Genomic DNA, 23,001 nt, shown 5'->3' with positions numbered 1-23,001 from the left:
ATGTCCATGACGTTCAGATTGTTCAAGACCAAGCGCTTTACGACGCAAGCCAGCAAAGCGTTGATTGGTGATGCCGCCTTGGTTGCTGCATTCAGCGAAATGCTCGCGGGGCAGGCCGATAACCTCGGCGGTGGCGTGTGGAAGAAGCGTTTGAACGAAAATCGCCATCGTTCGATTGTATTGGCCAGGGGTGGCCGTTACTGGATTTATCAGTTTTTGTTTGCCAAGCAGGGCCAAAGCAGCATCAGTCAGGCAGAGCTGGCGGCTTTTCGGGAGTTGGCCAAGGCCTACGAGGGCCTGAGTGACAGGCAAGTCCAACAGTTGTTGGATATGAAGGAGTTTGTGGAGATAACGCCATGAGTAAGAAATTCAAGAGTGAGGCGCTGGAATCGATCCATGATTCGGCCAGTGCTCTGTTTTCGGTGGGAGCCATCAGCAAGACCACCATGCGCAAGTTTGATGAGTCGTGCCTGGCACCGGTACCTGTCGATATTCCGGCGGAGCAAATCAAGCAATTGCGCGAGCGCAGCAATGTCAGCCAGCCAGTATTCGCGCGTTATCTGAATACCAGCGCCTCCACCGTCAAACAGTGGGAGTCGGGTGACAAACATCCGAGCGGCATGGCGCTCAAGTTGCTGAGCATCGTGCAGAAGCATGGTATCGAAATACTGGCTTGAAGCTGCAGCAACCCGCCTCGTTCTGACTGAGGCATTTTAGATGAGTGGCAAACTCGCTGGCCGCCGAATGAACCCTGCTGTTGGTTGCGGGTCGATTAGCTGTATGGCTCACACGGGCCGATTTTTATCAGGAGCTGACCCATGGACTTTATCCGCATCATCATCGCTATCCTGTTGCCGCCGCTGGGGGTGTTCCTGCAGGTGGGTTTCGGCGGCGCGTTCTGGCTGAATATCCTGCTGACCTTGTGCGGCTACATCCCGGGAATCGTGCATGCGGTGTACATCATCGCCAAGCGTTGAGGTGCGTCGGCTCTGCCAATTTGCCTGGAGCAGGCCATAAGCACTTACTCGGTACTGCCCAGCCCTTGCCAGTGCTTGAGCCCGATAAAGATAAACCGCAGTTGCTGGGTGATTTTTGCCTGGGGCGTGAGGTGTTCGGGGAGCGCGGCGGTCGGTGGGTCGATGATGTCCGGCAACGTGGCGAACACGCTTTTGACGATCAAGTCGGCCATGACGGTCAGGCCCGCGACATCCAGGTGTTGCAGCTTCGGCATCAAGGCCAGGTCGGCTGCCAAATCCGAGCTGATGTCTTCCCGCAAGGCGCCGATCGCCTGACGTACCAGCAGCGAGCCGCCATATTGTTCACGGGCCAGAAATAGAAACTGCGAACGATTGGCTGCCACCACGTCGAGAAAGATCCGCACCGAGGCATCGATGATCCCGCCCATGACGAACTCGTTGTGCCGCACCAGGCGGATGGTGGCGCGGAAGGTTTGACCGACTTCACTCACCAGCACCAGTCCAAGCTGGTCCATATCGGCAAAGTGTCGATAAAAGCCCGTGGGAACAATGCCGGCGGTTTTCGCCACTTCACGCAGGCTCAGGCTGCCGAATCCTCGGCCACTTTCCATCAACTGGCGGGCAGCATCCATCAAGGCGTTGCGGGTCTGTTGTTTCTGTTCGGCGCGGGGCAGCATCGGGTGGCTGATTTCTGGTCAAGGACAGCGGAGCACTCTAGCAAATCAACTTTGCCGGCGTCGAACTTGAGTAGAGAGGAGATAAGAGGCGGGTTGAGCAATTGCGGGGGGTACTTACACAAAATCAAAGCCCGATCCAGGGATCGGGCTTTTTTCCAAGGCCACCATGGGCTCAGCTCACAGTCTGATGACGTTCAGCCAGGCGATCAGCACCGCCTTCGGCAACAGTCTGACCTTGAGGGGTGCTGTCGTAGCCATCTTCGGCAACAGTCTGACCTTGAGGGGTGCTGTCATAGCCATCTTCGGCAACAGTCTGACCTTGAGGAGTGCTGTCGTAGCCATCTTCGGCAACAGTCTGACCTTGAGGGGTGCTGTCGTAGCCATCTTCGGCGACAGTCTGACCTTGAGGGGTGCTGTCATAGCCATCTTCGGCGACAGTCTGACCTTGAGGAGTGCTGTCATAGCCATCTTCAGCGACAGTCTGGCTGAACACCGAGTGGCTTTCTTTTACTTGAGGTGTGGCTTGCTCGGCAGCAGGCAAGGCGAAAGCATTGGCGGCCAGTATCGAGAGTGTCAGGCTAAGCAGTAGTTGGCGTTTCATGATTGGGTGCTCCGTGGATGATGGGTGACAAAGTGAGTACGAAGCTAGTGTTACTCGCGCTAAGTCGATAGAGAAGTTCATAAGGGCAATGGTAATAATCAACGGAATTGATTGTCCGGCGACAAGGCTCTAGAACAGGCTTTTCCGTGGAGTTCTGTTAAATTTTATGTGGGTATTTTCGACCCGCAGTCGCCTCGCGATAGGCCTGGTGCGGTAACGCCTTCTGACGGGGCCGGTCAGAAATCATCGAAGGTTGCGTTTAAATTGCCCTTGGTATTAAACCTGCGGGCCATTTGCCAGTCGTAGTTCATAGCGGGTCGATTCCAGGCCTGGCGCTTCACACGTGCGTCTCGGTTCGCACGCTTAGCCGTAATCAGGAGCCCCGTGCAATGACGCGCACTCGTAAAATTTTCGCCTGGACAGTCGCCAGTCTGGTTGTACTGTTCGCCGTACTGGTTCTGGTCATCGCGTTCTTCGATTGGAACCGGATCAAGCCGACACTCAACGCCAAAGTCTCTGAAGAACTGCAACGGTCTTTTGCCATTAATGGCGACTTGGCGGTGCTCTGGCAGCGCGAACCTGACGAGGGCGGTTGGCGGGCCTGGGTTCCGTGGCCGCATGTGGTGGCGCAGGACCTGACCCTGGGCAATCCGGACTGGTCGAAGAACCCGCAAATGGTCAGCCTCAAGCGCGTCGAGTTGCGTGTTTCACCGTTGGCATTGCTGGCGCAACGACTGGTGATCCCGCGCATTGACCTCACCGAGCCCAATGCCACCCTCGAGCGCCTGGCCGATGGTCGCGCCAACTGGACGTTCAAGTTCGACCCGAAAGACCCGAATGCCGAGCCCTCCAGCTGGGTGCTGGACATAGGGGCCATCGGTTTCGACAAAGGTCGGGTCACGCTTGATGATCAAAGTCTGAAAACCCAACTCGAGCTGCTGATCGATCCGTTGGGCAAACCCATCCCGTTCAGCGACATTGTCGGCGATAAAGCGGCGAAAAAGGCCATCGAGAAGGGGGCTGCGCCACTGGATTACGCGTTTGCCTTGCAGGCCAAAGGCTATTATCGCCAGCAAAAACTTGCGGGCAGCGGCAAGATCGGCGGCCTGCTGGCGATGCAGGACGCCGCCCGGCCTTTCCCCCTGCAAGCTCAGGTCAAGATCGGTGATACCAGCGTCGAACTGGCCGGGACACTCACCGATCCGCTCAATCTCGGCGCGCTGGATTTGCGCCTGAAACTGGCCGGTACCAGCCTGGGTAACCTCTACCCCCTGACGGGCGTAACGCTGCCGGATTCGCCGGCGTATGCCACCGAAGGCCATCTGGTTGCCAAATTGCAGGAGCCCGAAGGCGCTTCGTTTCGTTATGAGCAATTCAACGGCACGATCGGTAGCAGTGATATTCACGGGGATCTGGCCTATGTCGCCAGCAAGCCTCGCCCCCGACTCAGCGGTGCATTGGTCTCGAACCAGCTGCTGTTCGCAGACCTCGCGCCGCTGATCGGTGCCGATTCGAATGCCAAACAAAAAGCCCGGGGTGGCGAAAGCAAGCAGCCGGCGGACAAGGTGCTGCCGGTCGAAGAGTTTCGTACCGAACGCTGGCGCGCTATGGATGCAAACGTTGAGTTCACCGGAAAACGTATCGTCCACAGCGCCCGATTACCGTTCACCGATCTCTACACTCACCTGATTCTCAATGATGGCCAGCTGAGCCTTGAGCCACTGCGTTTTGGTGTGGCCGGCGGCAAGCTGGACGCGCAGATTCGCCTCAATGGCCGCACGACGCCACTGGAAGGCCGGGCCAAGCTGACGGCGCGCAAGTTCAAGCTCAAGCAACTGTTTCCGAGCTTCGAACCGATGAAAGCCAGTTTTGGCGAGCTTAACGGTGATGCCGATATCGCCGGTCAGGGCAACTCGGTGGCGGCGTTGCTGGGGACCGCCAACGGCGAGCTGAAAATGCTCATCAACGATGGAGCCATCAGCAGGGAGCTGATGGAACTCGCCGGGCTCAATGTCGGTAACTACGTGGTCAGCAGGATATTTGGCGACAAGGAAGTGAAGATCAACTGCGCCGCCGCCGATTTTGATATCAAGACCGGTCTGGCCACGATTCGCTTGTTTGTATTCGATACCGAAAACGCAATTGTCTACATCGATGGCACGGTGAACATGGCCAGTGAGCAGCTGGACCTGACCATTACTCCCGAATCCAAGGGCCTGCGGCTGTTCTCCCTGCGTTCACCGCTGTATGTCCGTGGCCCTTTCATCAAGCCGGCTGCCGGTGTGAAAGGTGTGCCATTGATGTTGCGGGGCGCGGGGATGGTGGCGCTGGGCGTTATCGCCGGGCCTGCGGCGGGGTTGCTGGCGTTGGTTGCGCCAAGTAACGGAGAACCGAACCAGTGCGGGCCGTTGTTGGCGCAGATGAAGGAGGGCAAGGCGCCGGTGACGGTGAAACCAACCAAGTGATTCAACACCCATGTACTAACGGGTGTACGCAAAACGCGTAGGAGCTGCCGCAGGCTGCGATCTTTTGGGGCATCCAGTGCTTCTGATTCACAGTCTGGTTTTCCTCAATTGACGGGCTGGGCATGACCCGAGAGCAATGCCTCTTCGCGTAGCCACTGGAAGAATGCCCGCACTGGCGGATGTCGCTCGCGCCCCGGTACGCAGAGTGCGCTATAACCGGCGCCGCCAACATGGATCTGCGGGCGATAGGGCTGCAGCAAACCGCCGGCGACGCTTTCCGAGACGAGGATGTTGCTTGCCAGCACCAGGCCTTGACCGGCAATCGCCGCTTGCAGGGCGTAATGTTCTTCGTCGTATTCACGGATCACCGGCTGACCCTCGAGCCAGCTCTCATCGGCCTGCTCGCACCAGGCTTCCCAGCCATGGGCGTAAAGTCTGGAATTGTGCCAGCGCACGCTGATCAACGTCGGTGGCCGGGTAGCGGCCAAAGCGACTTGCTCCGGTGAACCATAGACCGCGAAACATTCGTCGAACAGGCATAGCCCATAGAGATTGGGGTAGCCGTCGAGGCTGTAACGAATCACCAGGTCTATGCTCGCATCCTGCTGCAGGTCGATGACGTCACAGTGGGTGTCCAGGCGCAGGTTAATGTTGGGATGGCGGGCATAGAAGCGCCCCAGTCGCGGCACCAGCCACAGTGCGGCAAATGCCGGCGTGGTGGAAATCATCAAATTGGTGCCGCTGCGTTGTGGTCGTAGGGTATCGACGCTTTGCGCGACCTCCAGCAATGCGCCATGCAGGCTGTGGAACAGCCGTTCGCCGCATTCGGTCAGGCGCACCTGGCGTGGCAGACGTTCGAACAACGACACTCCGAGCCAGCTTTCCAGCGAGCGAATCTGATGAGAGACCGCGGTCGGAGTGACCGACAGTTCTTCAGCCGCAGCCTTGAAACTCAGCAGGCGCGAAGCGGATTCGAAGGCGCGCAGGGCGGTCAGCGGCAGCGAGGCAAACATCTGAGGGCTCCATGGATGAAATTAATTCATCCTGAATGACTTCTGCTCATTTGAACAGGAGCAGCTGCGAGCTTCATGCTGCAAGCCACAAGCTTCAAAGCAGTTTGGTCTAGAGATTAGCCTTTTCAAGGAGATTCAGATGAACAGAGTTCTTGCGGTACACGCCAGCCCACGTGGCGAGCGTTCTCACTCCCGGCGCCTGGCCGAGGTGTTTCTGTCAGCTTGGCAGGCCTCTCGCCCGGAGTCACAGCTGACTCGTCGCGAAGTCGGCCGGGCGTTGATCCCGCCGGTTAACGAGGGATTCATTGCCGCTGCGTTCTGCCCCGAGCCAGAAGCCCGGCCATTGTCGATGCAAGCCGATCTGGCGTTCAGCGATGAACTGGTGGCGGAGTTGCTGGGACATGATTTGCTGGTGATCTCGACGCCGATGCACAACTTCAGTGTTCCCAGCGGTCTCAAGGCCTGGATCGACCAGATTGTGCGTTTGGGCCTGACGTTCAACCATACGCTGGACAATGGCGTCGCTCAGTATGAGCCGCTGGTGCGGGGCAAAAAGGCCCTGGTCATTACCAGCCGCGGCGGACACGGCTTCGGCCCCGGTGGTGAGAACGAGGCAATGAATCATGCCGACCCGCTGCTGCGCACCGCACTGGGATTCATTGGCATCGATGACATCACGGTGGTTGCGGCCGAGGGTGAAGAGTCGGCAGAACGCACCTTCCTGATCTCGTCTGCCGAGGCTGAACAGCGTTTGCTGGCGCTGGCCAAGGTGTTTTGAGAAGGCATCATGGCCTGGGTGTTTTTGCTGATCGCCGCCGGTTTCGAAGTGACCTTCGCCATGGGCATGAAGTACGCCGAAGGTTTTACCCGACTCTGGCCGTCGCTGCTCACAGTGGTGGCGGCGGTGGGCGGGATCTGGTTTTTGACCCTGGCCATGCGCGAGCTGCCCGTGAGTATCGCTTACCCGATCTGGACCGCTATCGGTTCACTGGGCACGGTGTTTCTCGGTTTTGCGTTGTTGGGTGAGAGTCTGACGGCGATCAAGCTGGTGTCAGTCGGGCTGATCGTGGCGGGAGTGGTCGGGTTGAAATAACGTCACGGGCTTGTCATGCCGACGGCCGATGCTGGCACAGTCCCCAGTCATTGCGTCTAGGATGGCATTATCAGCTCAGTTCACGGACGTACGCCCATGTCGCAAGAATCCGCCACCCGTTATCCATTGGTGTTGGTCCCGGGGATGTTGGGGTTTATCCGTCTGGTGCTGTACCCGTACTGGTACGGGATTATTTCGGCCTTGCGCCGAGGCGGGGCGACGGTGATCGCGGTACAGGTCTCGCCGCTCAACTCTTGTGAGGTGCGTGGTGAGCAATTGTTGATACGCATCGAAGAGATTCTGCGCGAGACCGGCGCCAGCAAAGTCAATTTGCTCGGCCACAGCCAAGGGGCGCTCACCGCGCGTTATGCCGCGGCCAAGCGCCCGGATTGGGTGGCCTCGGTGACTTCGGTGGCGGGGCCCAACCATGGGTCGGAGCTGGCGGACTATCTGCAGACCCATTACCCGGGCGACAGCCCCCTCGGGCGGGTGCTGAAAGTGCTGATTCGACTGATCGCGGCCTTGATGAGCCTGCTGGACACCGGTTATCGCGGTCCGAAATTGCCAGTGGATATCCATGCTTCACACCAGTCGCTGACGAGCGAAGGCGTCGCGCTGTTTAATCAGAAGTACCCACAGGGTTTGCCCGACACGTGGGGCGGGCAGGGTGCCGAGGTGGTCAATGGTGTGCGCTATTACTCCTGGTCCGGGACCTTGCAACCGGGCAAGACCAATCGTGGACGCAATCTGTTCGATAGCACAAACCGCAGTTGCCGGCTGTTCGCCAGGACCTTCGTCCGCGAAGCCGGGCATTGTGACGGGATGGTCGGGCGCTACAGCTCCCATCTGGGCACGGTGATCGGCGATGAGTATCCGCTGGACCACTTCGACATCGTCAACCAGTCCCTGGGATTGGTAGGCAAGGGCGCCGAGCCTGTTCGGTTGTTTGTCGAACATGCACAGCGGTTGAAGGTGGCGGGCTTGTAATTGAATGTGTCAGGCAACTCTGGCCCTGCGCCCCAACACCGTCCTCCAACGCTCCGACACAATCACCCCACCCAAGGTCAGCGCGCCACCGACCAGGTGATACAGCGCCAATTGCTCCTGCAGCACCACGGCGGCAATCAATGCGGTGATCAGCGGCAACAAGTTAAAGAACAACGTCGTACGGCTCGGCCCCAGGCGTATCACCGCTTGCATCCACGCCAGTGGAGCGATCATTGAGGCTAGCAGACAGGCATATAGCACCAGTGGACTGTTCTGCAGGGTCAGGCCGACTTTCGGTGAGGCGAGGAACAGCGGAAAAAGCACCACGATTGCCACCAAAACCTGCAAGTAGAGCAACACCAGCGGTGGTAAACGCAGCTGCCATTTTTTCAGCAGTGTGCTGTAGATCGCATAAGCCAGGGTGGCGATCAGCATCATCGCATCGCCCAGGTTCACGCCGTGTTCCAGCAGCACACCGAGACTGCCGGAGGACACCACCACCAACACCCCGGCGAACGACAGCAGCGCACCGGCCAGCGCACCGGCGGTCAGGCGTTGACCCAGGCTGGCAATCGCCATGGCCAGCGACATCAAAGGCATCAGCGACAGGATGATCCCCATGTTAGTGGCCGAGGTCAGGGTTGCGGCGAAGTAGGCCAGGCTTTGATACACCGCCATACCCAGTACCCCGAGAACAAAAATCTTACCGAGGTTCGGGCGGATCATTGGCCAGTGGGCGATTACCGGCTTGAGCATGAAGGGCGTGAATAGAATCCCTGCCAGCAGCCAGCGGTAGAAGCCGATCTCGGCCGGAAAAATCGCCCCGACTGCCAGTTTGTTGATCACGGTATTGCCAGCCCAGATAAAAATGGCCAGCAGCGGATAGGCGTATTGCATGGGGGAAAAACCAGAGCGTTAATGAAGGGGAATTATCCACCTGTCCGGATCAATGCCTATACTTCGATCCAGACAACCCGCCTCTGTATTCGGACAGCATGAACAAAAAGTCTATCGACCTTCTGAGTTTCAGCGGTTTGCCTTCTGCGGTGTACTTTCGCTACGCCGATTTCGACGCCCATAGCCACGCATCGGCTCACCGCCACCCTTGGGGCTCTCTCGAGTACTCTGCCTTCGGAGTGATGCATATGGAGATTGCCGGACGGCGCTTTATGTCACCACCGCAATACGCGGTATGGGTGCCGCCGGATACCGAGCATAGTTTCTACAGCGCCCAGCCGATCAATTATCGCGCGGTCTGTCTGGCACCCGAGCTGTGCCGCGACTTGCCGCAACAAGCCTGCACGCTGGCGATCAGCGACATTCTCAAGGCCATCCTCAAGGACTTCGCTGCTCGCGACGTGAAGATCCCTGAGCACGAAACCGATGCTCGCCTGGCTCAAGTGTTGGTCGACCAATTGCAGCAAGCGCCAGTACACACCTGCTATTTGCCTTACGCCAGCAGTCCCGCTCTGCTCAGTGTGCTCGAAGCGCTGCAGGCCGAACCAGGTGATAACCATCCGTTGGCGCACTGGGCCGACCAGGTGCATGTCAGCGAGCGCACTTTGGCCCGGCAGTTTGTCCGCGAGCTGGGCATGAGCTTTGGCGAGTGGCGTCAGCGTCTGCGCTTTCTGGCGTCGATCGAAGCACTGGACAGTCAGCGCAGCATTCAGGAGATTGCATTCGACATGGGCTACAGCACCGGGTCAGCTTTTATCGCGATGTTCCAGCGCCAGGCCGGTTGTACCCCCGAGCAATATCGAAGGACCAGCTTGCAGATCCGCTGAAGGTGTAACAGGGTTTGTCTGCACTCCGACAGGCGAAATAGACGTCGCGGTGTATCAGATATATCCCGTAATCGTTCTTCGCGGGCAAGCACGCTCCCACAAAATGCAGGCACTCGCTTCAGCGTCTGAACGCTGGCAGACTGCCAATCCTTTATCGCCGTTCGTTTTGAGGCTTTATGCCAACGTTTTCTCAGCGTCATCTGTTGTACTTCAGTTGGGTGATCATTTTTGGTGGCTTGTTACTGGTCTTGCCGTTACGGCTGCTGCCGAGCCTGCTCGCCGGTTTGTTGGTGTTCGAGCTGGTCAATATGCTCACTCCACAACTGCAACGGCTGATCGAAGGGCGCCGGGCACGCTGGTTGGCGGTGGCATTGCTGGGCACTTTGGTGGTCAGCGTACTGACGCTGATCTTTGCCGGAGCCATCAGTTTTCTCTTGCATGAGGCGGAGAACCCTGGCGCTTCCCTGGACAAGTTCATGGGCGTGGTGGACAAGGCCCGCGGGCAGTTGCCACCGTTTATCGACGCTTATCTGCCCGCCAGCGCTGCCGAGTTCCGTGTGGCCATCGGCGACTGGCTGAGCAAACACCTGAGTGATCTGCAACTGGTGGGCAAGGACGCCGCGCACATGTTCGTGACGCTGCTGATCGGCATGGTGCTCGGCGCGATCATCGCCTTGCAGCGGATACCGGATCTCACCCAGCGCAAACCGCTGGCTGCGGCGTTGTTTGATCGCTTGACCCTGCTGGTCAAGGCGTTTCGCAATATCGTCTTCGCGCAGATCAAGATTTCCCTGCTCAATACCTTCTTCACCGGGATTTTCCTGGCGGTGGTCCTGCCGATGTTCGGGATCAAATTACCGCTGACCAAAACCCTGATCGTGCTGACCTTCCTGCTCGGCCTGCTACCGGTCATCGGTAACCTGATATCGAACACCCTGATCACCATCGTCGGCCTGTCACTGTCGATCTGGGTAGCGATGGCGGCGCTGGGTTATCTGATCGTTATCCACAAGCTGGAATACTTCCTCAACGCGAGGATCGTCGGAGGGCAGATCAGTGCCAAGTCCTGGGAGTTGCTGCTGGCGATGCTGGTATTCGAAGCCGCGTTCGGTTTACCCGGGGTGGTGGCGGGGCCGATTTACTACGCGTATCTGAAGAGTGAGTTGAAGCTGGCGGGGTTGGTTTAGCGCGGGCACAAGAAGCCGCTGGCTACTTTGTGGCGAGGGGGCTTGCCCCCGCTGGGTCGCGAAGCGGCCCTAAAATCTGCAACCCGGCTCTATCAGGCACACCGCATATGCTGAATTTACGACTGCTGCGCAGCTGAGCGGGGCGATGCGGCGTGCCGACAAGCCCCCTCGCCACATGGGATCTGCGCTGAATCAGCCGTAGCGCTTTTTCGCCTCGATCGCCAGACCGCTGCCGATGCTGCCAAAGATGTTCCCTTCGACATGCCGCGCGTTCGGCAGCATCGCCGAGACGCTCTGGCGCAGGGCCGGGATGCCGCTCGAGCCGCCGGTGAAGAACACCGTATCGACCTGATCGACGCGTACATCGGCATCGTTGAGCAATTGCGTGACGCTGTTGCGGATGCGTTCCAGCTGATTGTCGATGGCCGACTCGAACATAGTCCGGCTCAATTCCACACTCAAACCCGGCTCGATGCGATCAAGCGGCACGTGACGGCTTTCGGCGTGGGTCAGCTGGATCTTGGTTTCTTCCACTTCCATCGCCAGCCAGTGCCCGGCGCGCTGTTCGATCAACTTGAACAGGCGGTCGATGCCACCGGTGTCTTCGATGTCATAGCGCATGCTGCCCAGTGCCAACTGGGATTTCTGCGAGTACACCGAATTGATGGTGTGCCAGGTCGCCAGGCTCATGTGCTGACTGGTGGGCATATAAGCGCCGCTCTTCATCCGGCTGCCGTAACCAAACAGCGGCATCACACCCTGCAGGCTCAGCTGCTTGTCGAAGTCGGTACCACCCACATGCACACCACCGGTGGCGAGGATGTCGTCGTGGCGGTGGTCGATGGCGCGGCGTTCGGGGGACAGACGCACCAGCGAGAAGTCAGAAGTACCACCGCCGATGTCGACGATCAGCACCAGCTCTTCGCGTTCGATGGTCGACTCATAGTCGAAGGCGGCGGCAATCGGTTCGTACTGGAAGGACACATCCTTGAAGCCAATGGCGCGTGCCACGTCCACCAGGGTGTTTTCTGCTTCCTGGTCGGCCATCGGATCATCGTCGACGAAAAACACCGGACGGCCGAGAACCACTTCTTCGAAGTCGCGACCGGCGGTCGCCTCGGCGCGCTTTTTCAGCTGGCCGATGAACAGCCCGAGCAAATCCTTGAACGGCATGGCCGTGCCGAGCACGCTGGTGTCGTGCTTGATCAGCTTGGAGCCCAGCAGGCTCTTGAGCGAGCGCATCAGCCGGCCTTCGTAACCTTCCAGGTATTCGTGCAGCGCCAGCCGACCGTAGACCGGGCGGCGTTCTTCGATATTGAAGAAGACCACCGAGGGCAGGGTGATTTTGTCGTCCTCCAGCGCGATAAGCGTTTCCATGCCGGGGCGCAGCCAGCCGACAGTGGAGTTGGACGTGCCAAAGTCGATGCCGCAGGCACGGGCTGGAGATGCGTTTTTCATGTCTATCGAGTTCCGGTTAAAAAACGGCCGCGCAGTGTATGTCAGTGCGGCGAAGAATCGTAGGCCGACTATCCGCTAAATCGCAGCGATAAGTGTCTTGAAAGGCTATCCTTCGCCCCAAACTTGCAGGCATGGCCCTGGCAACCCGCGCAAATTCAAGAGTTGGGCGCCGGTTGTCGATAAACTTCTGAAGCGCTGCCCGGTCACAAGATTGAGATCGGTCAATCCAAATGCTGCCAAACAGAGCATGCTGTACCTGGCTGCGCGATATCGATAACGGATGGTGATTCCCTCGATGGACTTCAAAGACTATTACAAGATACTCGGTGTGGAGCCGACTGCGGATGACAAGGCGATCAAGGCCGCGTACCGCAAGCTGGCGCGCAAATACCACCCCGATGTCAGCAAGGAAAAGGACGCCGAGAGCAAGTTCAAGGACGCGTCGGAAGCTTATGAAGCGCTGAAAAGTGCCGACAAGCGCGCCGAATACGACGACCTGCGCAAATATGGTCAGCACGGCCAGCCGTTCCAGGGTCCGCCGGGCTGGCAGGGACGTGGCGGCGCGGGCGGCTTCGGTGCTCAGGACAGCGGCGATTTTTCGGACTTCTTCAGTTCGATCTTCGGCTCGCGTAGTGGTGGTTTCAGTGGTGGACAATCAGGCCGTAGCGCCGGTCGTCGAGGGCAAGACGTGGAAATGGAATTAGCGGTTTTTCTTGAGGAAACCCTGTCGACCGAGTCAAAGAAAGTCAGCTTCCAGGTGCCGCAGTACAACGCCGCCGGCCAGCACGTCAGCAATACCAGCAAAAGCTTGAATGTGAAGATTCCGGCCGGCGTGGCCGACGGCGAGCGAATCCGCCTCAAAGGCCAGGGCGCACCTGGCGTGGGTGGCGGTCCCAATGGCGACCTGTATCTGATCATCCGCTTTGCGCCGCATCCGAAATTCGATGTCGAAGGCGAGAACCTGATCGTCACCCTGCCGCTGGCTCCCTGGGAACTGGCTTTGGGGGCCGAAGTCGCCGTGCCGACCCTGACCGGCAAGATCCATCTTAAAGTTCCGGCCGGTAGCCAGAATGGTCAGCGCATGCGCGTCAAAGGCCATGGCCTGCTGAATAAGGCAGGCCACCGTGGTTATCTGTTCGTGCAATTGAAAGCGGTCATGCCCAAACACTGCGGCGACGAGATCAAGGCGTTGTGGCAGGAACTGGCGGAAAAAGCCGCTTTTAACCCGAGAGAACACTGGAGTAGCTGATCATGAGCAGTCCCCTGATCGTTCAACTGGGCATGGAAGAATTCTGTGAGGTGACCGATTTGTCGGCTGCCTACGTGATCGAAATCGTCGAACACGGCATCCTCGAACCTCAGGGCAAGGCGCCCAAGGATTGGTTGTTTACCGACTACGAACTGGCCCTGGCCAAACGCGCGGCCAAGCTGCGGCGCGATCTTGAGCTGGAATGGGAAGGGGTCGCCCTGGCCCTGGACCTGCTCGAGGAGGTCCAGCAACTGCGGGCCGAGAATCGGATGCTCAAGCAGCGGTTGGGGCGGTTGGTGGTGGAGTAAAGCCGAGACCATTGTTGTCCTTGAGACCGCTATCGCGAGCAAGCCCGCTCCCACATTTGGATTTATGTCAGGCCACGATAGTGTGATCGGCCCATAGCCTGTGGGAGCGGGCTTGCTCGCGATGGTCTTGCATTCACCCAATGTCTACCTGACAAACCACGCTCTAACCCTTGCCCGGACAAACCCGCTGATCCACCTGCTCCAGCGCCTGATCCACCAACAACTTGCACAACTCGATCATCTGATAAATCCCCAACGCCACGCTGCGACGCGAGCCTTCGAGGTCAAAGGCCAGGTCGCCGGCAATGGCATTGATCGACGCCAGCGTTTCGGAGGCGTTGGCCAGCAGGCTTTCGGTGTCGATGTGGGTGGCGACGGTGAAGAGGTTCGTCGTCGAGGTATCGGAACTGCGGAGGTTGTCGAGGGATGGCTTGAAGTGGTGATCGAGGGCTCGTTCGGCAGCCTCGTGGAGCTTTTTGGAATCGAAGGGATCGTAGGGGGGAACGCTGGGGGTTTCTGGTGGATCGGGGGTGATTTTTTTCATGGTAAAGCTCCCTTTTGCTCATGAGGAGCTGCCATTTTCGTTTCCAGACGAAAGGGTGGCAGCTATGCGCGGGCTGGAAAACCGAGGCAAAAGGAACCCGGCAGACCCGAAGGTCTCCCACGCACAGCCGCCATAACGCAGAACTGCGGGCGCAAAAAAAGCGTCGGCATGTGTTATGTGGACGCTGTCGCGCCTTTTTGCTCCTCGGGTTTCCAGGCCCGGTCGCTGAATTGGCAGCGACCCAAGAAGGTTATCCGCGCCCATCAACCAGCGCAACCCTCAAAACCTGTCAGAAAAACCCCAACCATCCCTAGGAAGCTTGCGCTTGCCCCGAGCGCTTGGGCAGCACCACGGTAAAGGTCGTGCCGTCTGCCTCATTCGAGCTGACTTCGATCGTGCCCTGATGGGCAATCACCACTTCCCGGACAATGAAAAGCCCCAGGCCAAGGCTGGTGGAACGACCGGCGATCTCCTCGCTGGCGCTGCGTACCAACGGGTCGAAGATGGTGACCTGGGCGTCTTCGGGAATCGGCTCGCCATAGTTGTGTATGGTCAGGATCACCTGCTCTTCGCCGCCGGTGATACTCAAGGTCACCGGGCGTTTATTGGCACCATGCTGCAGCGCGTTGCCGATCAGGTTCTGCAGCAATTGATCAAGCCGTCCACGGTCCCATTCCCCTTGGGTGTCTCCCTGGACATTCAAGGTTGCAGTGCAGTCGGGCTGCCCGGCGCAGGCTTCATCGATAGCGGCCTGCGCAGCGCTGGCCAGGTCCATGAGCGTTGGTTCGATGGGCAGGCCGTTGCCCAGACGGCTGCGCACGAACTCCAGCAAATCGTTGACCATCACGGCCATATGGCGGGCACCGTTCTTGATGAGTGAAACGTAGGTCAGCGCATCGGTATCCAGTTTGGCTTTGCGCACCAGCATCTCGGTGGACATGCTCACGGCCTGCAAGGGGGCGCGAAGGTCATGGCCGAGAATGGCCAGGAAGATATCCCGCGAACGATCGACCTGCTCGGCATAGGCCGCGGTGGACTCGGCCAGGGCTTCGTCGATGGCCTCGTTGAAGCGGATCATGTCCTGGAAATAGGCCAGTTCCGGCGACTCCAGGCTGTTGACCCACAGGCGAATCACACAGGCGCGTAAATGCCGAAATTCCGAAGTCATCTGCACCAGGTCAAAACCGACGGTATGTCTGAGCTCACCGTGGCTGGCCGCGGCTTGATCCAGGCTCGGGGTTTTCTCCGGCCCTTCGCCCTTGGCTTTCGCGGCCTGTTCGCTGGCGCTCTGTGCGGTCTGCATGTCCCGTGACGCGGCCAGCAGGATCGACTTTGCATGGTCGCGCAGCATCGCACGGCTCATTGAGTCGACGTCAAGTGCGATGGCCTTGGCGAATTGCTCCCACTCATCGACGATGCGATCCACGTGTTGCACGATGAATTCGGACAGGCGCATGGCCGGTGACCTTGCTGGACAGAGATAGTCATGAAGTGTGGCGCATTCTGGCGCCTTTGTCGTTCCCCTGCTGCAAGCACTGACGAAGGTGTCTGCCTTGATGTGTTAACAAGGTGGTACTTAGTTATTTTTCATGACGATTTATTAGACGTGTGCTGGCTGTTATTTGGTGAGTTAAATGAGTTTATTTGATTTTATTTTTTCAGGCGTCGATGAGTAAGCTGAGTCTCTCTATAAATGCCTTAGGTCGTTATCAATGTCACAACATGGAGCTGTAGAATCTATGGAAGGTTTGCCGTCCTTGTCGCCCGAGAACAACGGGGTTAATGATGAGTTTTTGAAGGGTAAAGTTCCTGGGTGGTATACGGGGGCTTCCGATAAAAGACAAAAAGAACTCAGTGCCCATCAGTTGGTTCTTCCCGACTGGTATAAAAAAGCGTCTTCTGCGATGAAAGTCGCTTTGAAAGAAAGTCATGCCGACTATCGTAACTCGCTCAATAGCGTCGATAAAATTCTGGGTGGCATTCAGGATATCTTTGAGTTCGCCGAACCGTTACTGACCCAGGCCATCCAGGATAAATTCAAACTGGCGCTAAATGTCAGGGAGGTTTTTTTTGCCCGTAAGTACCGTTTCGGGGCACCACCGAGAAACGACTATTATCAGTTTCTTGTAGTGGATCAGGAGACAGACTCTTCACTGAATTATGTCTATCGGGGTATCACCTTGCTGGAGGCGGCGCTGGGTAACTTCGAGCCTGATGAAGCGCAGAAAAGCAGCTGTGACGATTGCCAAATCATTACCCGATGGAGTTCTTACGACGGCGAGGTCATGGCGACCCGGTTTGCGGTCATGGAGCAGGCTGTATCGATCGCCCCCGAGGCGTTTGCCGAGTTATGTCGCAGCCTGGACCTGGGGCGCCAATATCAGAAGCATATCAGTGCCATTCTCACGCCAGATGACGCTTGGGAGCGTGCGGTAGTAGACACCACACTCAGCAGCAACCAAAAGCACATGCTGGCTGTGTCGGCACAGGTGGCCTATATGCAGCATCTGACGCCGGGAGCGGATGGGGTGAAGTCAGGCATCAGCGCCGATGCCTATCAGATGCTGCTGCAGGTAGTGGGTAACAAGCCCGGTATCACCCTGGATGGGCGAGCGGTGGGCTATGCCGGACTGAAGATGCTGGATGTCGACCTGAGCGCGATTGTGCTGATCGGTCCCGATCGCCAGAGCAGCGACCGTGTCGAGCGCTTGGTCGTCTATATTCCGGGTGATCCGCTTCAGCCTCTCAAAGAGTACGCATCGTCAGTGGATTTCGAAGTTGATCTGAAGGCGCGTTTGCATACGTCGGCTTATCGGCTTTTTTTTAGCCGTTTTGTTCCACAACGCGATCAGGGGAGTTTTTTCCGTTCATTGGGCATACGTCTCGATCCGACTGAAACCTATACGCAGTCTGAGGATTACACGCCCATCCCGAATCAGCGGAGCGTGCGTCTGTCGATAGGGGAAAATGCCGTTCAGGGCAATCTTTGGGAGTATCTGCGCCAGGAGAGAGTCAACAAAATCATCAATGATGCCCGGGCGGTGGCGGTTCCTACCGACGATGAAGACAAACAAGCCCGGCTCAAAAAAATGGAGAGTTACATCAGCGCGGTCTTGAGCGTGTTCAACCTTGCCGCCTTTGTGGTGCCCGGGCTTGGCGAAATCATGCTGGTGGTTGGCGCCGCTCAGATGATGACCGAGGCGTTCGAGGGAATCGAGGCCGCCGAGCAAGGCGAATTCAAAGAGATGTGGGAACACTTTTCGAGTGTGGCGTTGAATGTCGCTTTTATCGCAGCGGGTGCAAAAGTGATACCCGCGATCAATGTTCCCGGCGTCGTCGATGCTTTGAAACCCGTCAAGATGCCTGACGGGAAGAGTCTTTTATGGAAGCCCTCGCTGGAAGGCTATGAGCAGAAAATACCGACGCTGAGTACGAAGCCTGATGATCTGGGCCTGCATCGTTACGATGGTCAAGACATTTTGCCGCTGGAGGATAAGTACTATGCGGTGAAAAAGGAGCCGACTAGCGGTAAATACAGGATTCAGCAACCTGCCCGCCCGGATGCCTATACGCCCGAGTTGAACCATAACGGTTCCGGGGCCTGGACTCATGAAGTGGACCAACCCCGGACCTGGAAGGGGACTGAGCTGATGAGGCGCCTCGGTCACTCTGTCAGTGAGTTCAGCGATGCTGAGCTTGCGCAGATCCGCAGTGTCAGTGATACCTCTGAAGACGTCTTGCGCAAAATGCATGTCGAGAACGAGCCGCCTGCGCCCATGCTGGCCGATACGATCAGTCGATTTGACGTTTACAGGCAGCTCGAGGAATTTATCGCCGACATGAAGAGTGACAGCGCCACACGGTCAGCCGAGGATTATTCGATCGATCAACTGCATGTCATGACGCGTTATGGCAAATGGCCGGATACGGTATCGATACGGGTTCTCGACGCGCAGACGAAGACGGTTTGGGAATACGTCAATCCAAAGGGCGCGACACGGACCGTGCAGATAAATGATGCGCAGGTACGGAGTGGGAAGCTGCTGAAAACGCTCCTGGAAAGCCTCGATGAGAGCGAAACCAATGGGGTGCTCGGCAAAAATCCTGGAACCCCCCGTGGTTCTCTGGAAGAGCGCATCGAGACACTGCGTGGGAACATCGCCAAGCTTGCCGAAAGCCATAAAGCCGAGATATTCAATGACCATTACGCCAGTAAGACCAGGGATAGCGATCCTCGGGTAAAGCTGATTAAAGGGCGCTATCCCAGCGTGCCCGCGAGCGTTATCGAAGGGCTGTTGGCCGACGCGAGCAGTACCGAACGACAACAAATGAACAAGTGGGACTTCACCGACCGGCTGCAGACCAAACCCATACCGTTAGGGCTGGCGGAGGAGTTGCGCTGGGTCCAGCGCGAAGTGCGTCTGTCGCGAGCGTTCGAGGGGCTTTACCTGGACGCACTGATAAGTGCGGACACAGAGAATCTCGTGCTCAATACACTCAAGAAGCTGCCCGGCTGGCCGAACGGTTTACGGATTGAGGTACGGGACGGCTCATTCGACGGAACACTGCGCGCCAGTGTTGGCCCTGAGGATGCTGCAAGTCGCAAGGTTCTGGTGCGAAACGAAAAAGGATCGTATGAGGCGCGTGATGAGGAAGATGGTCAATTGCACGGCGCTGACGATCTCTATGCCGCCCTTCAGCATGCCTTGCCCGATACCCATCGCGCCGCTTTGGGTCTGCCTCACGTGGGGCAGGGGCCGGAGTTGAAAGCGTTGGTCAAACAGCATGCGCTCTCGCGGGATGAGCTACGCCCGGTTTTGAACATGCAGCCGATCAAGCCCTGGTTCAAAGCACCGAAGCGTTGGTCTGATGGCCGTCTGGGTTATCCACTGAGCGGGCGCGGGGTAGGCGTCAGCCGGCGGCAAACGGTAGATCGGGCACGGGTGCTGACTCTTTTTCCCGAGTATACGACGGCGGAGGTCGATCGTTTGCTTGAGCGTTTTGGTACCCAGCGTGAACTCTACCTGGTCAACTTCGAGGCGGAGTTCGCCAGTCTGACAGATGAACTGGAATCCTGGGTGAAGAAGCCGACTTCTCGGGTGCTGTCCGATGGCTCTGCTGAACCGGTGAGTGAGTATGACAAGCAGGTCACCGCAGAGCGGTTCAAGAGGTGCTGGCAAAAACTGGATCGTCATCAGTTCTTCGATGGACTTGATCCTTTGGGCGAAGGACTCGATCTGGCAGGAATGCACGTGGCGGAACTTCCGGTATTGTCCCGAGCGACGTTCACTCATGTGCGTGTGTTGAACCTTCGCGGCATGGGGCTTGGCCAGGTGCCTGATGATTTCCTGAAGGCTTTCCCCAACGTGAAACAGATGGATCTGGGGGGGAATAATTTGCAAAGCCTTCCGGGTGCACTGGTGGACATACCGACGCTTCGGGGGTTCGATCTTGGCGAAAACACCATTGCACTGAGCCCGAGCTCGCTCGAAACGCTGGAGGCCTGCTCGACTCTGGAGACGTTGCGACTGAGCAACTCGCCGTTAAGCCGGGCTCCTGACTTCAGCCGAATGCCGGCGTTGGGCCGTATCAGTCTGTACAACACCGGTCTGGTCGAGTGGCCGGCCGGGTTGCTGGATTTGCCCAGGCTGTATGAGCTCGACTTGCGTGACAATTACATCGGGCGGGCTCCTGACGAAATCCTGAATCCGTCCGCGGAGCATGCAGACGCTGCCAGGAGGGTATTTGCGTCGACGGGTCTGGATCAGAACCCGTTTACGCCCCAGGGGCTGGAAGATTATGCGCATGCCTGGATGCGCTTCTCTCAGGATGAGGTGATTCCGGGGGTAATTGCACCTGCCGCGCCGGCTGCGCCACTAGCGAGTTCCAGCGCGAGGCTTGAGCGCTGGCTGACCGATACCCCAGCCAGTGACAGGGCTGCAAGGACGGAGCAGTGGAACCTTTTAGATCAAGAGCTTCTCGAGAGGGAAGCTCAAGGGGGTGAGGCTGGCAGGACGACCAGTGAGAGTGAGGAGTTCTTCAGGCTATTAGAGGGCCTGAAGGATACAGCGGACTTTGAGAAGTCATATCCAGACCTGAAGGCGCGGGTATGGAAACTACTGGATGCCGCCGCGCAATCGCAAGAACTGCGCACCGAGTTGTATGCGTTGGCAGGAGACGTGGAAACCTGTGCTGACGGGGCTGCGCTGATTTTCAGCCGACTGGAAGTCAAGATCCTGGCCCGAGACGGGCTGACGCTGAGCGATGATAAGCAGGCAGCATCGGAACTTTTAAAGCTGGCAAAAGGTTTGTTTCGGCTGGACGAGGTTGAAAAGATTGCGGAAAAAATCGCCGATGAGCGGATTCACGCTATCGCTGAAACCGATATGACTCTGGATGAAAAAGTGCAAGAAGTTTTGCTGATTGACAGGGTAGAAATACGCCTGGCTTATCGCCTCGGTCTGAAGGACAGGTTGGGGTTGCCGGGGCAGCCAGATCAGGCCAGGTTCACCGCAGTGGCCGATGTTACGGCAGCGATGCTTGACGACGCACAGCTCAAGGTACTGGCTATGGATAATTCGCCGGCAGAGATCGATGCGACCACCCAGCGTGATTTCTGGCAAACATTTTTGAAAAGAAAATACGCGTCGAAATTCGAGGAGGCGTTGGCCTCGACTATCGCCAGTCTGGAGACGTTAGCGGACACCCTGGGCACCATGACAAGTGAAGCGTTCAGACTCAAGAATGAGGCGCTGCTAAAGGAGTACCGGGATACAGAGACAGGGGTCATAGCGCAACTGACGAAAATGGAAATGTCTGGGGCGGACACCGAAAACTGATGGTACGTCGCGGTCGATCCGCACCTGGATCATAGATCTCTTCCCAAAAGCCAAAAGCCCCGAATGTCGCCAATGAAGCGGCATTCGGGGTTTTCTTGTCAGGGGGTCAAAACAGAAAATACCGCTGCGCCATCGGCAACACATCAGCCGGTTCACACCACAGCAACACACCATCGGCCTTAACCTGATAGGTCTGCGAATCCACCTCAATGCTCGGCAGATAGTCGTTGTGGATCAGGTCGGTTTTCTGCACCTCACGACAGCCTTTGACCACTGCGATTCTCTTCTTCAGACCCAATGACTCGGGAATCCCTGCCTCCAGCGCAGCCTGGCTGATAAACGTCAGGCTGGTGGCGTGGAGGGATCCGCCATAACTCGCAAACATCGGCCGGTAATGCACCGGTTGCGGTGTCGGGATCGAGGCGTTGGCGTCGCCCATCAGGCTGGCGGCAATCGCCCCGCCCTTGAGGATCAGGGTCGGTTTGACGCCAAAAAATGCCGGGCGCCAGAGCACCAGATCGGCCCATTTCCCCACTTCGACCGAGCCGACTTCATGGCTGATGCCGTGGGTAATTGCCGGGTTGATGGTGTATTTGGCGATGTAACGTTTGGCGCGGAAGTTGTCGTTGCCTTCGCCATCACCCGGCAGCGGGCCGCGCTGCTTTTTCATCTTGTCGGCAGTCTGCCAGGTGCGGGTGATGACTTCGCCGACACGGCCCATGGCCTGGCTGTCGGAGCTGATCATCGAGAAGGCGCCGAGGTCGTGAAGGATGTCTTCGGCGGCAATTGTCTCGCGGCGGATACGGCTTTCGGCGAAGGCCACATCCTCGGCAATGCTCGGGTCCAGGTGGTGACAGACCATCAGCATGTCCAGGTGTTCGTCGATGGTGTTGCGGGTGAACGGCCGGGTCGGGTTGGTCGAACTCGGCAGAACGTTGGGGAAACCACAGGCCTTGATGATGTCCGGGGCATGACCGCCACCCGCGCCTTCGGTGTGGTAGGTGTGAATGGTTCTGCCCTTGAACGCGGCGAGGGTGGTTTCGACGAAGCCGGATTCGTTCAGGGTGTCGGTGTGGATTGCCACCTGCACATCGTACTGGTCGGCAACGCTCAGGCAATTGTCGATGGCCGCCGGTGTGGTGCCCCAGTCTTCGTGCAGCTTGAGGCCGATGGCCCCGGCCTTGACCTGTTCGATCAGCGGCTCCGGCAGGCTGGCGTTGCCCTTGCCGGTGAAACCGATGTTCATCGGGAACGCATCGGCGGCCTGCAGCATGCGCGCCAGGTGCCAGGGCCCGGAGGTGCAAGTGGTGGCGTTAGTGCCGGTGGCAGGTCCGGTGCCGCCGCCGATCATGGTGGTGACGCCACTCATCAGCGCTTCTTCGATCTGCTGAGGGCAGATGAAGTGGATATGGGTGTCGATGCCACCGGCGGTGAGGATCATGCCTTCACCGGCAATGACTTCGGTGCTGGCGCCGACGGCGATGGTCACGTCGGGCTGGATGTCCGGATTGCCGGCCTTACCGATGCCGGCGATGCGCCCGTCCTTGAGACCGACGTCAGCCTTGACGATGCCCCAGTGGTCGATGATCAGCGCGTTGGTGATCAAGGTGTCGACGACCCCGGCGGCGAGCAACTGGCCCTGACCCATGCCGTCGCGGATTACTTTGCCGCCACCGAATTTCACTTCTTCGCCGTAGGTGGTGAAGTCTTTTTCCACCTCGATCCACAGCTCGGTATCGGCCAGGCGGACCTTGTCACCGACGGTAGGGCCGAACATGTCGGCGTAGGCTTGTCTTGAAATTTTCATGGGGTTGCCTTG

Annotated in this window: 20 protein-coding genes; 12 read left to right on the top strand and 8 right to left on the bottom strand. The window is 58.0% G+C overall.

Annotated features, from left to right (window positions below; translation table 11 throughout):
• Positions 1-6: 6 nt before the first annotated feature.
• From AC3IUA_RS27300 to AC3IUA_RS27290, 3 genes are all read left to right on the top strand, one after another.
• Positions 7-360 (top strand): type II toxin-antitoxin system RelE/ParE family toxin, encoded by a 354-nt coding sequence (locus AC3IUA_RS27300; protein ID WP_489357913.1) that lies wholly within the window; start codon positions 7-9, stop codon positions 358-360.
• A complete protein-coding gene (locus AC3IUA_RS27295; RefSeq protein ID WP_489357912.1) occupies positions 357-677 on the top strand; it encodes a helix-turn-helix domain-containing protein in 321 nt (106 codons plus the stop codon). The genes AC3IUA_RS27300 and AC3IUA_RS27295 overlap by 4 nt, the downstream gene beginning before the upstream one ends.
• Before the next feature lie 141 nt (positions 678-818).
• The gene (locus AC3IUA_RS27290; protein ID WP_003228885.1) at positions 819-977 is read left to right on the top strand and encodes a YqaE/Pmp3 family membrane protein; all 159 of its coding nucleotides are present in this window, start codon (positions 819-821) and stop codon (positions 975-977) included.
• Positions 978-1,021: 44 nt separating this feature from the next.
• On the opposite strand, the gene AC3IUA_RS27285 is transcribed toward AC3IUA_RS27290, so the two are convergent.
• Positions 1,022-1,654, bottom strand: coding sequence for a TetR family transcriptional regulator (locus tag AC3IUA_RS27285; RefSeq protein ID WP_489357911.1), 633 nt, complete (start codon positions 1,652-1,654; stop codon positions 1,022-1,024).
• A gap of 172 nt (positions 1,655-1,826) precedes the next feature.
• Positions 1,827-2,255 carry a hypothetical protein gene (locus tag AC3IUA_RS27280; RefSeq protein WP_489357910.1) on the bottom strand — a complete coding sequence of 143 codons (429 nt, stop codon included), beginning with the start codon at positions 2,253-2,255 and terminating at the stop codon, positions 1,827-1,829.
• 389 nt (positions 2,256-2,644) lie between these two features.
• Here AC3IUA_RS27280 and AC3IUA_RS27275 point away from each other — a divergent pair, with 389 nt between their 5' ends.
• Entirely contained in the window at positions 2,645-4,720 is a 2,076-nt protein-coding gene (locus tag AC3IUA_RS27275; protein WP_489357909.1) for an AsmA family protein, read from the top strand.
• A gap of 104 nt (positions 4,721-4,824) precedes the next feature.
• Here AC3IUA_RS27275 and AC3IUA_RS27270 read toward each other — a convergent pair whose 3' ends face one another.
• Positions 4,825-5,733, bottom strand: a complete 909-nt coding sequence (locus AC3IUA_RS27270) for a LysR substrate-binding domain-containing protein (RefSeq protein WP_489357908.1) — start codon at positions 5,731-5,733, stop codon at positions 4,825-4,827.
• 139 nt (positions 5,734-5,872) lie between these two features.
• On the opposite strand from AC3IUA_RS27270, the gene AC3IUA_RS27265 reads away from it, so the two are divergent.
• The 3 genes from AC3IUA_RS27265 (at position 5,873) to AC3IUA_RS27255 (ending at position 7,813) form a co-directional block, all read left to right on the top strand.
• The gene (locus AC3IUA_RS27265) at positions 5,873-6,511 is read left to right on the top strand and encodes an FMN-dependent NADH-azoreductase (RefSeq protein WP_489357907.1); all 639 of its coding nucleotides are present in this window, start codon (positions 5,873-5,875) and stop codon (positions 6,509-6,511) included.
• A 9-nt stretch (positions 6,512-6,520) separates the two neighbouring features.
• Positions 6,521-6,826, top strand: coding sequence for a DMT family transporter (locus AC3IUA_RS27260; protein ID WP_150643709.1), 306 nt, complete (start codon positions 6,521-6,523; stop codon positions 6,824-6,826).
• A gap of 96 nt (positions 6,827-6,922) precedes the next feature.
• A complete protein-coding gene (locus AC3IUA_RS27255) occupies positions 6,923-7,813 on the top strand; it encodes an esterase/lipase family protein (protein ID WP_489357906.1) in 891 nt (296 codons plus the stop codon).
• A 9-nt stretch (positions 7,814-7,822) separates the two neighbouring features.
• On the opposite strand, the gene AC3IUA_RS27250 is transcribed toward AC3IUA_RS27255, so the two are convergent.
• On the bottom strand, positions 7,823-8,710 hold the full coding sequence (locus tag AC3IUA_RS27250; RefSeq protein ID WP_489357905.1) for a DMT family transporter: 888 nt from the start codon (positions 8,708-8,710) through the stop codon (positions 7,823-7,825).
• A gap of 98 nt (positions 8,711-8,808) precedes the next feature.
• Here AC3IUA_RS27250 and AC3IUA_RS27245 point away from each other — a divergent pair, with 98 nt between their 5' ends.
• Complete coding sequence (locus AC3IUA_RS27245; RefSeq protein ID WP_489357904.1) at positions 8,809-9,597, top strand: AraC family transcriptional regulator; 789 nt, start codon at positions 8,809-8,811, stop codon at positions 9,595-9,597.
• A 176-nt stretch (positions 9,598-9,773) separates the two neighbouring features.
• Positions 9,774-10,784: an AI-2E family transporter gene (locus AC3IUA_RS27240; RefSeq protein ID WP_489357903.1), complete on the top strand. Its 1,011-nt coding sequence runs from the start codon at positions 9,774-9,776 to the stop codon at positions 10,782-10,784.
• 192 nt (positions 10,785-10,976) lie between these two features.
• On the opposite strand, the gene AC3IUA_RS27235 is transcribed toward AC3IUA_RS27240, so the two are convergent.
• Entirely contained in the window at positions 10,977-12,242 is a 1,266-nt protein-coding gene (locus tag AC3IUA_RS27235; protein ID WP_489357902.1) for an Hsp70 family protein, read from the bottom strand.
• A 295-nt stretch (positions 12,243-12,537) separates the two neighbouring features.
• On the opposite strand from AC3IUA_RS27235, the gene AC3IUA_RS27230 reads away from it, so the two are divergent.
• Complete coding sequence (locus AC3IUA_RS27230; protein ID WP_489357901.1) at positions 12,538-13,491, top strand: DnaJ C-terminal domain-containing protein; 954 nt, start codon at positions 12,538-12,540, stop codon at positions 13,489-13,491.
• 2 nt (positions 13,492-13,493) lie between these two features.
• Complete coding sequence (locus AC3IUA_RS27225) at positions 13,494-13,799, top strand: chaperone modulator CbpM (RefSeq protein WP_489357900.1); 306 nt, start codon at positions 13,494-13,496, stop codon at positions 13,797-13,799.
• Positions 13,800-13,962: 163 nt separating this feature from the next.
• Here AC3IUA_RS27225 and AC3IUA_RS27220 read toward each other — a convergent pair whose 3' ends face one another.
• Positions 13,963-14,343, bottom strand: a complete 381-nt coding sequence (locus AC3IUA_RS27220) for a DUF6124 family protein (protein WP_489357899.1) — start codon at positions 14,341-14,343, stop codon at positions 13,963-13,965.
• Between the two features lie 310 nt (positions 14,344-14,653).
• Entirely contained in the window at positions 14,654-15,799 is a 1,146-nt protein-coding gene (locus tag AC3IUA_RS27215; RefSeq protein WP_489357898.1) for a sensor histidine kinase, read from the bottom strand.
• Positions 15,800-16,055: 256 nt separating this feature from the next.
• On the opposite strand from AC3IUA_RS27215, the gene AC3IUA_RS27210 reads away from it, so the two are divergent.
• The gene (locus AC3IUA_RS27210; protein WP_489357897.1) at positions 16,056-21,182 is read left to right on the top strand and encodes an NEL-type E3 ubiquitin ligase domain-containing protein; all 5,127 of its coding nucleotides are present in this window, start codon (positions 16,056-16,058) and stop codon (positions 21,180-21,182) included.
• A 106-nt stretch (positions 21,183-21,288) separates the two neighbouring features.
• Here the strand turns inward: AC3IUA_RS27210 and ureC are convergent, their stop codons facing one another.
• The gene (gene ureC, locus AC3IUA_RS27205) at positions 21,289-22,989 is read right to left on the bottom strand and encodes an urease subunit alpha (RefSeq protein WP_489357896.1); all 1,701 of its coding nucleotides are present in this window, start codon (positions 22,987-22,989) and stop codon (positions 21,289-21,291) included.
• Between the last annotated feature and the right edge of the window lie 12 nt (positions 22,990-23,001).

It is taken from the genome of Pseudomonas sp. KH_050 (assembly GCF_057838875.1).
The sequence above is the reverse complement of the archived record's forward strand: the minus strand, read 5'-3'. Positions and strand labels throughout refer to the sequence as shown.

Bases quoted from the DNA above. Each gene is read 5' to 3' on its own strand.
- AC3IUA_RS27235 (WP_489357902.1), bottom strand. From the start codon at position 12,242: ATGAAAAACGCATCTCCAGCCCGTGCCTGCGGCATCGACTTTGGCACG.
- ureC (WP_489357896.1), bottom strand. From the start codon at position 22,989: ATGAAAATTTCAAGACAAGCCTACGCCGACATGTTCGGCCCTACCGTC.
- AC3IUA_RS27265 (WP_489357907.1), top strand. From the start codon at position 5,873: ATGAACAGAGTTCTTGCGGTACACGCCAGCCCACGTGGCGAGCGTTCT.
- AC3IUA_RS27285 (WP_489357911.1), bottom strand. From the start codon at position 1,654: ATGCTGCCCCGCGCCGAACAGAAACAACAGACCCGCAACGCCTTGATG.
- AC3IUA_RS27280 (WP_489357910.1), bottom strand. From the start codon at position 2,255: ATGAAACGCCAACTACTGCTTAGCCTGACACTCTCGATACTGGCCGCC.
- AC3IUA_RS27260 (WP_150643709.1), top strand. From the start codon at position 6,521: ATGGCCTGGGTGTTTTTGCTGATCGCCGCCGGTTTCGAAGTGACCTTC.
- AC3IUA_RS27225 (WP_489357900.1), top strand. From the start codon at position 13,494: ATGAGCAGTCCCCTGATCGTTCAACTGGGCATGGAAGAATTCTGTGAG.
- AC3IUA_RS27270 (WP_489357908.1), bottom strand. From the start codon at position 5,733: ATGTTTGCCTCGCTGCCGCTGACCGCCCTGCGCGCCTTCGAATCCGCT.
- AC3IUA_RS27230 (WP_489357901.1), top strand. From the start codon at position 12,538: ATGGACTTCAAAGACTATTACAAGATACTCGGTGTGGAGCCGACTGCG.
- AC3IUA_RS27220 (WP_489357899.1), bottom strand. From the start codon at position 14,343: ATGAAAAAAATCACCCCCGATCCACCAGAAACCCCCAGCGTTCCCCCC.
- AC3IUA_RS27215 (WP_489357898.1), bottom strand. From the start codon at position 15,799: ATGCGCCTGTCCGAATTCATCGTGCAACACGTGGATCGCATCGTCGAT.
- AC3IUA_RS27250 (WP_489357905.1), bottom strand. From the start codon at position 8,710: ATGCAATACGCCTATCCGCTGCTGGCCATTTTTATCTGGGCTGGCAAT.
- AC3IUA_RS27245 (WP_489357904.1), top strand. From the start codon at position 8,809: ATGAACAAAAAGTCTATCGACCTTCTGAGTTTCAGCGGTTTGCCTTCT.
- AC3IUA_RS27210 (WP_489357897.1), top strand. From the start codon at position 16,056: ATGTCACAACATGGAGCTGTAGAATCTATGGAAGGTTTGCCGTCCTTG.
- AC3IUA_RS27275 (WP_489357909.1), top strand. From the start codon at position 2,645: ATGACGCGCACTCGTAAAATTTTCGCCTGGACAGTCGCCAGTCTGGTT.
- AC3IUA_RS27240 (WP_489357903.1), top strand. From the start codon at position 9,774: ATGCCAACGTTTTCTCAGCGTCATCTGTTGTACTTCAGTTGGGTGATC.
- AC3IUA_RS27295 (WP_489357912.1), top strand. From the start codon at position 357: ATGAGTAAGAAATTCAAGAGTGAGGCGCTGGAATCGATCCATGATTCG.
- AC3IUA_RS27290 (WP_003228885.1), top strand. From the start codon at position 819: ATGGACTTTATCCGCATCATCATCGCTATCCTGTTGCCGCCGCTGGGG.
- AC3IUA_RS27300 (WP_489357913.1), top strand. From the start codon at position 7: ATGACGTTCAGATTGTTCAAGACCAAGCGCTTTACGACGCAAGCCAGC.
- AC3IUA_RS27255 (WP_489357906.1), top strand. From the start codon at position 6,923: ATGTCGCAAGAATCCGCCACCCGTTATCCATTGGTGTTGGTCCCGGGG.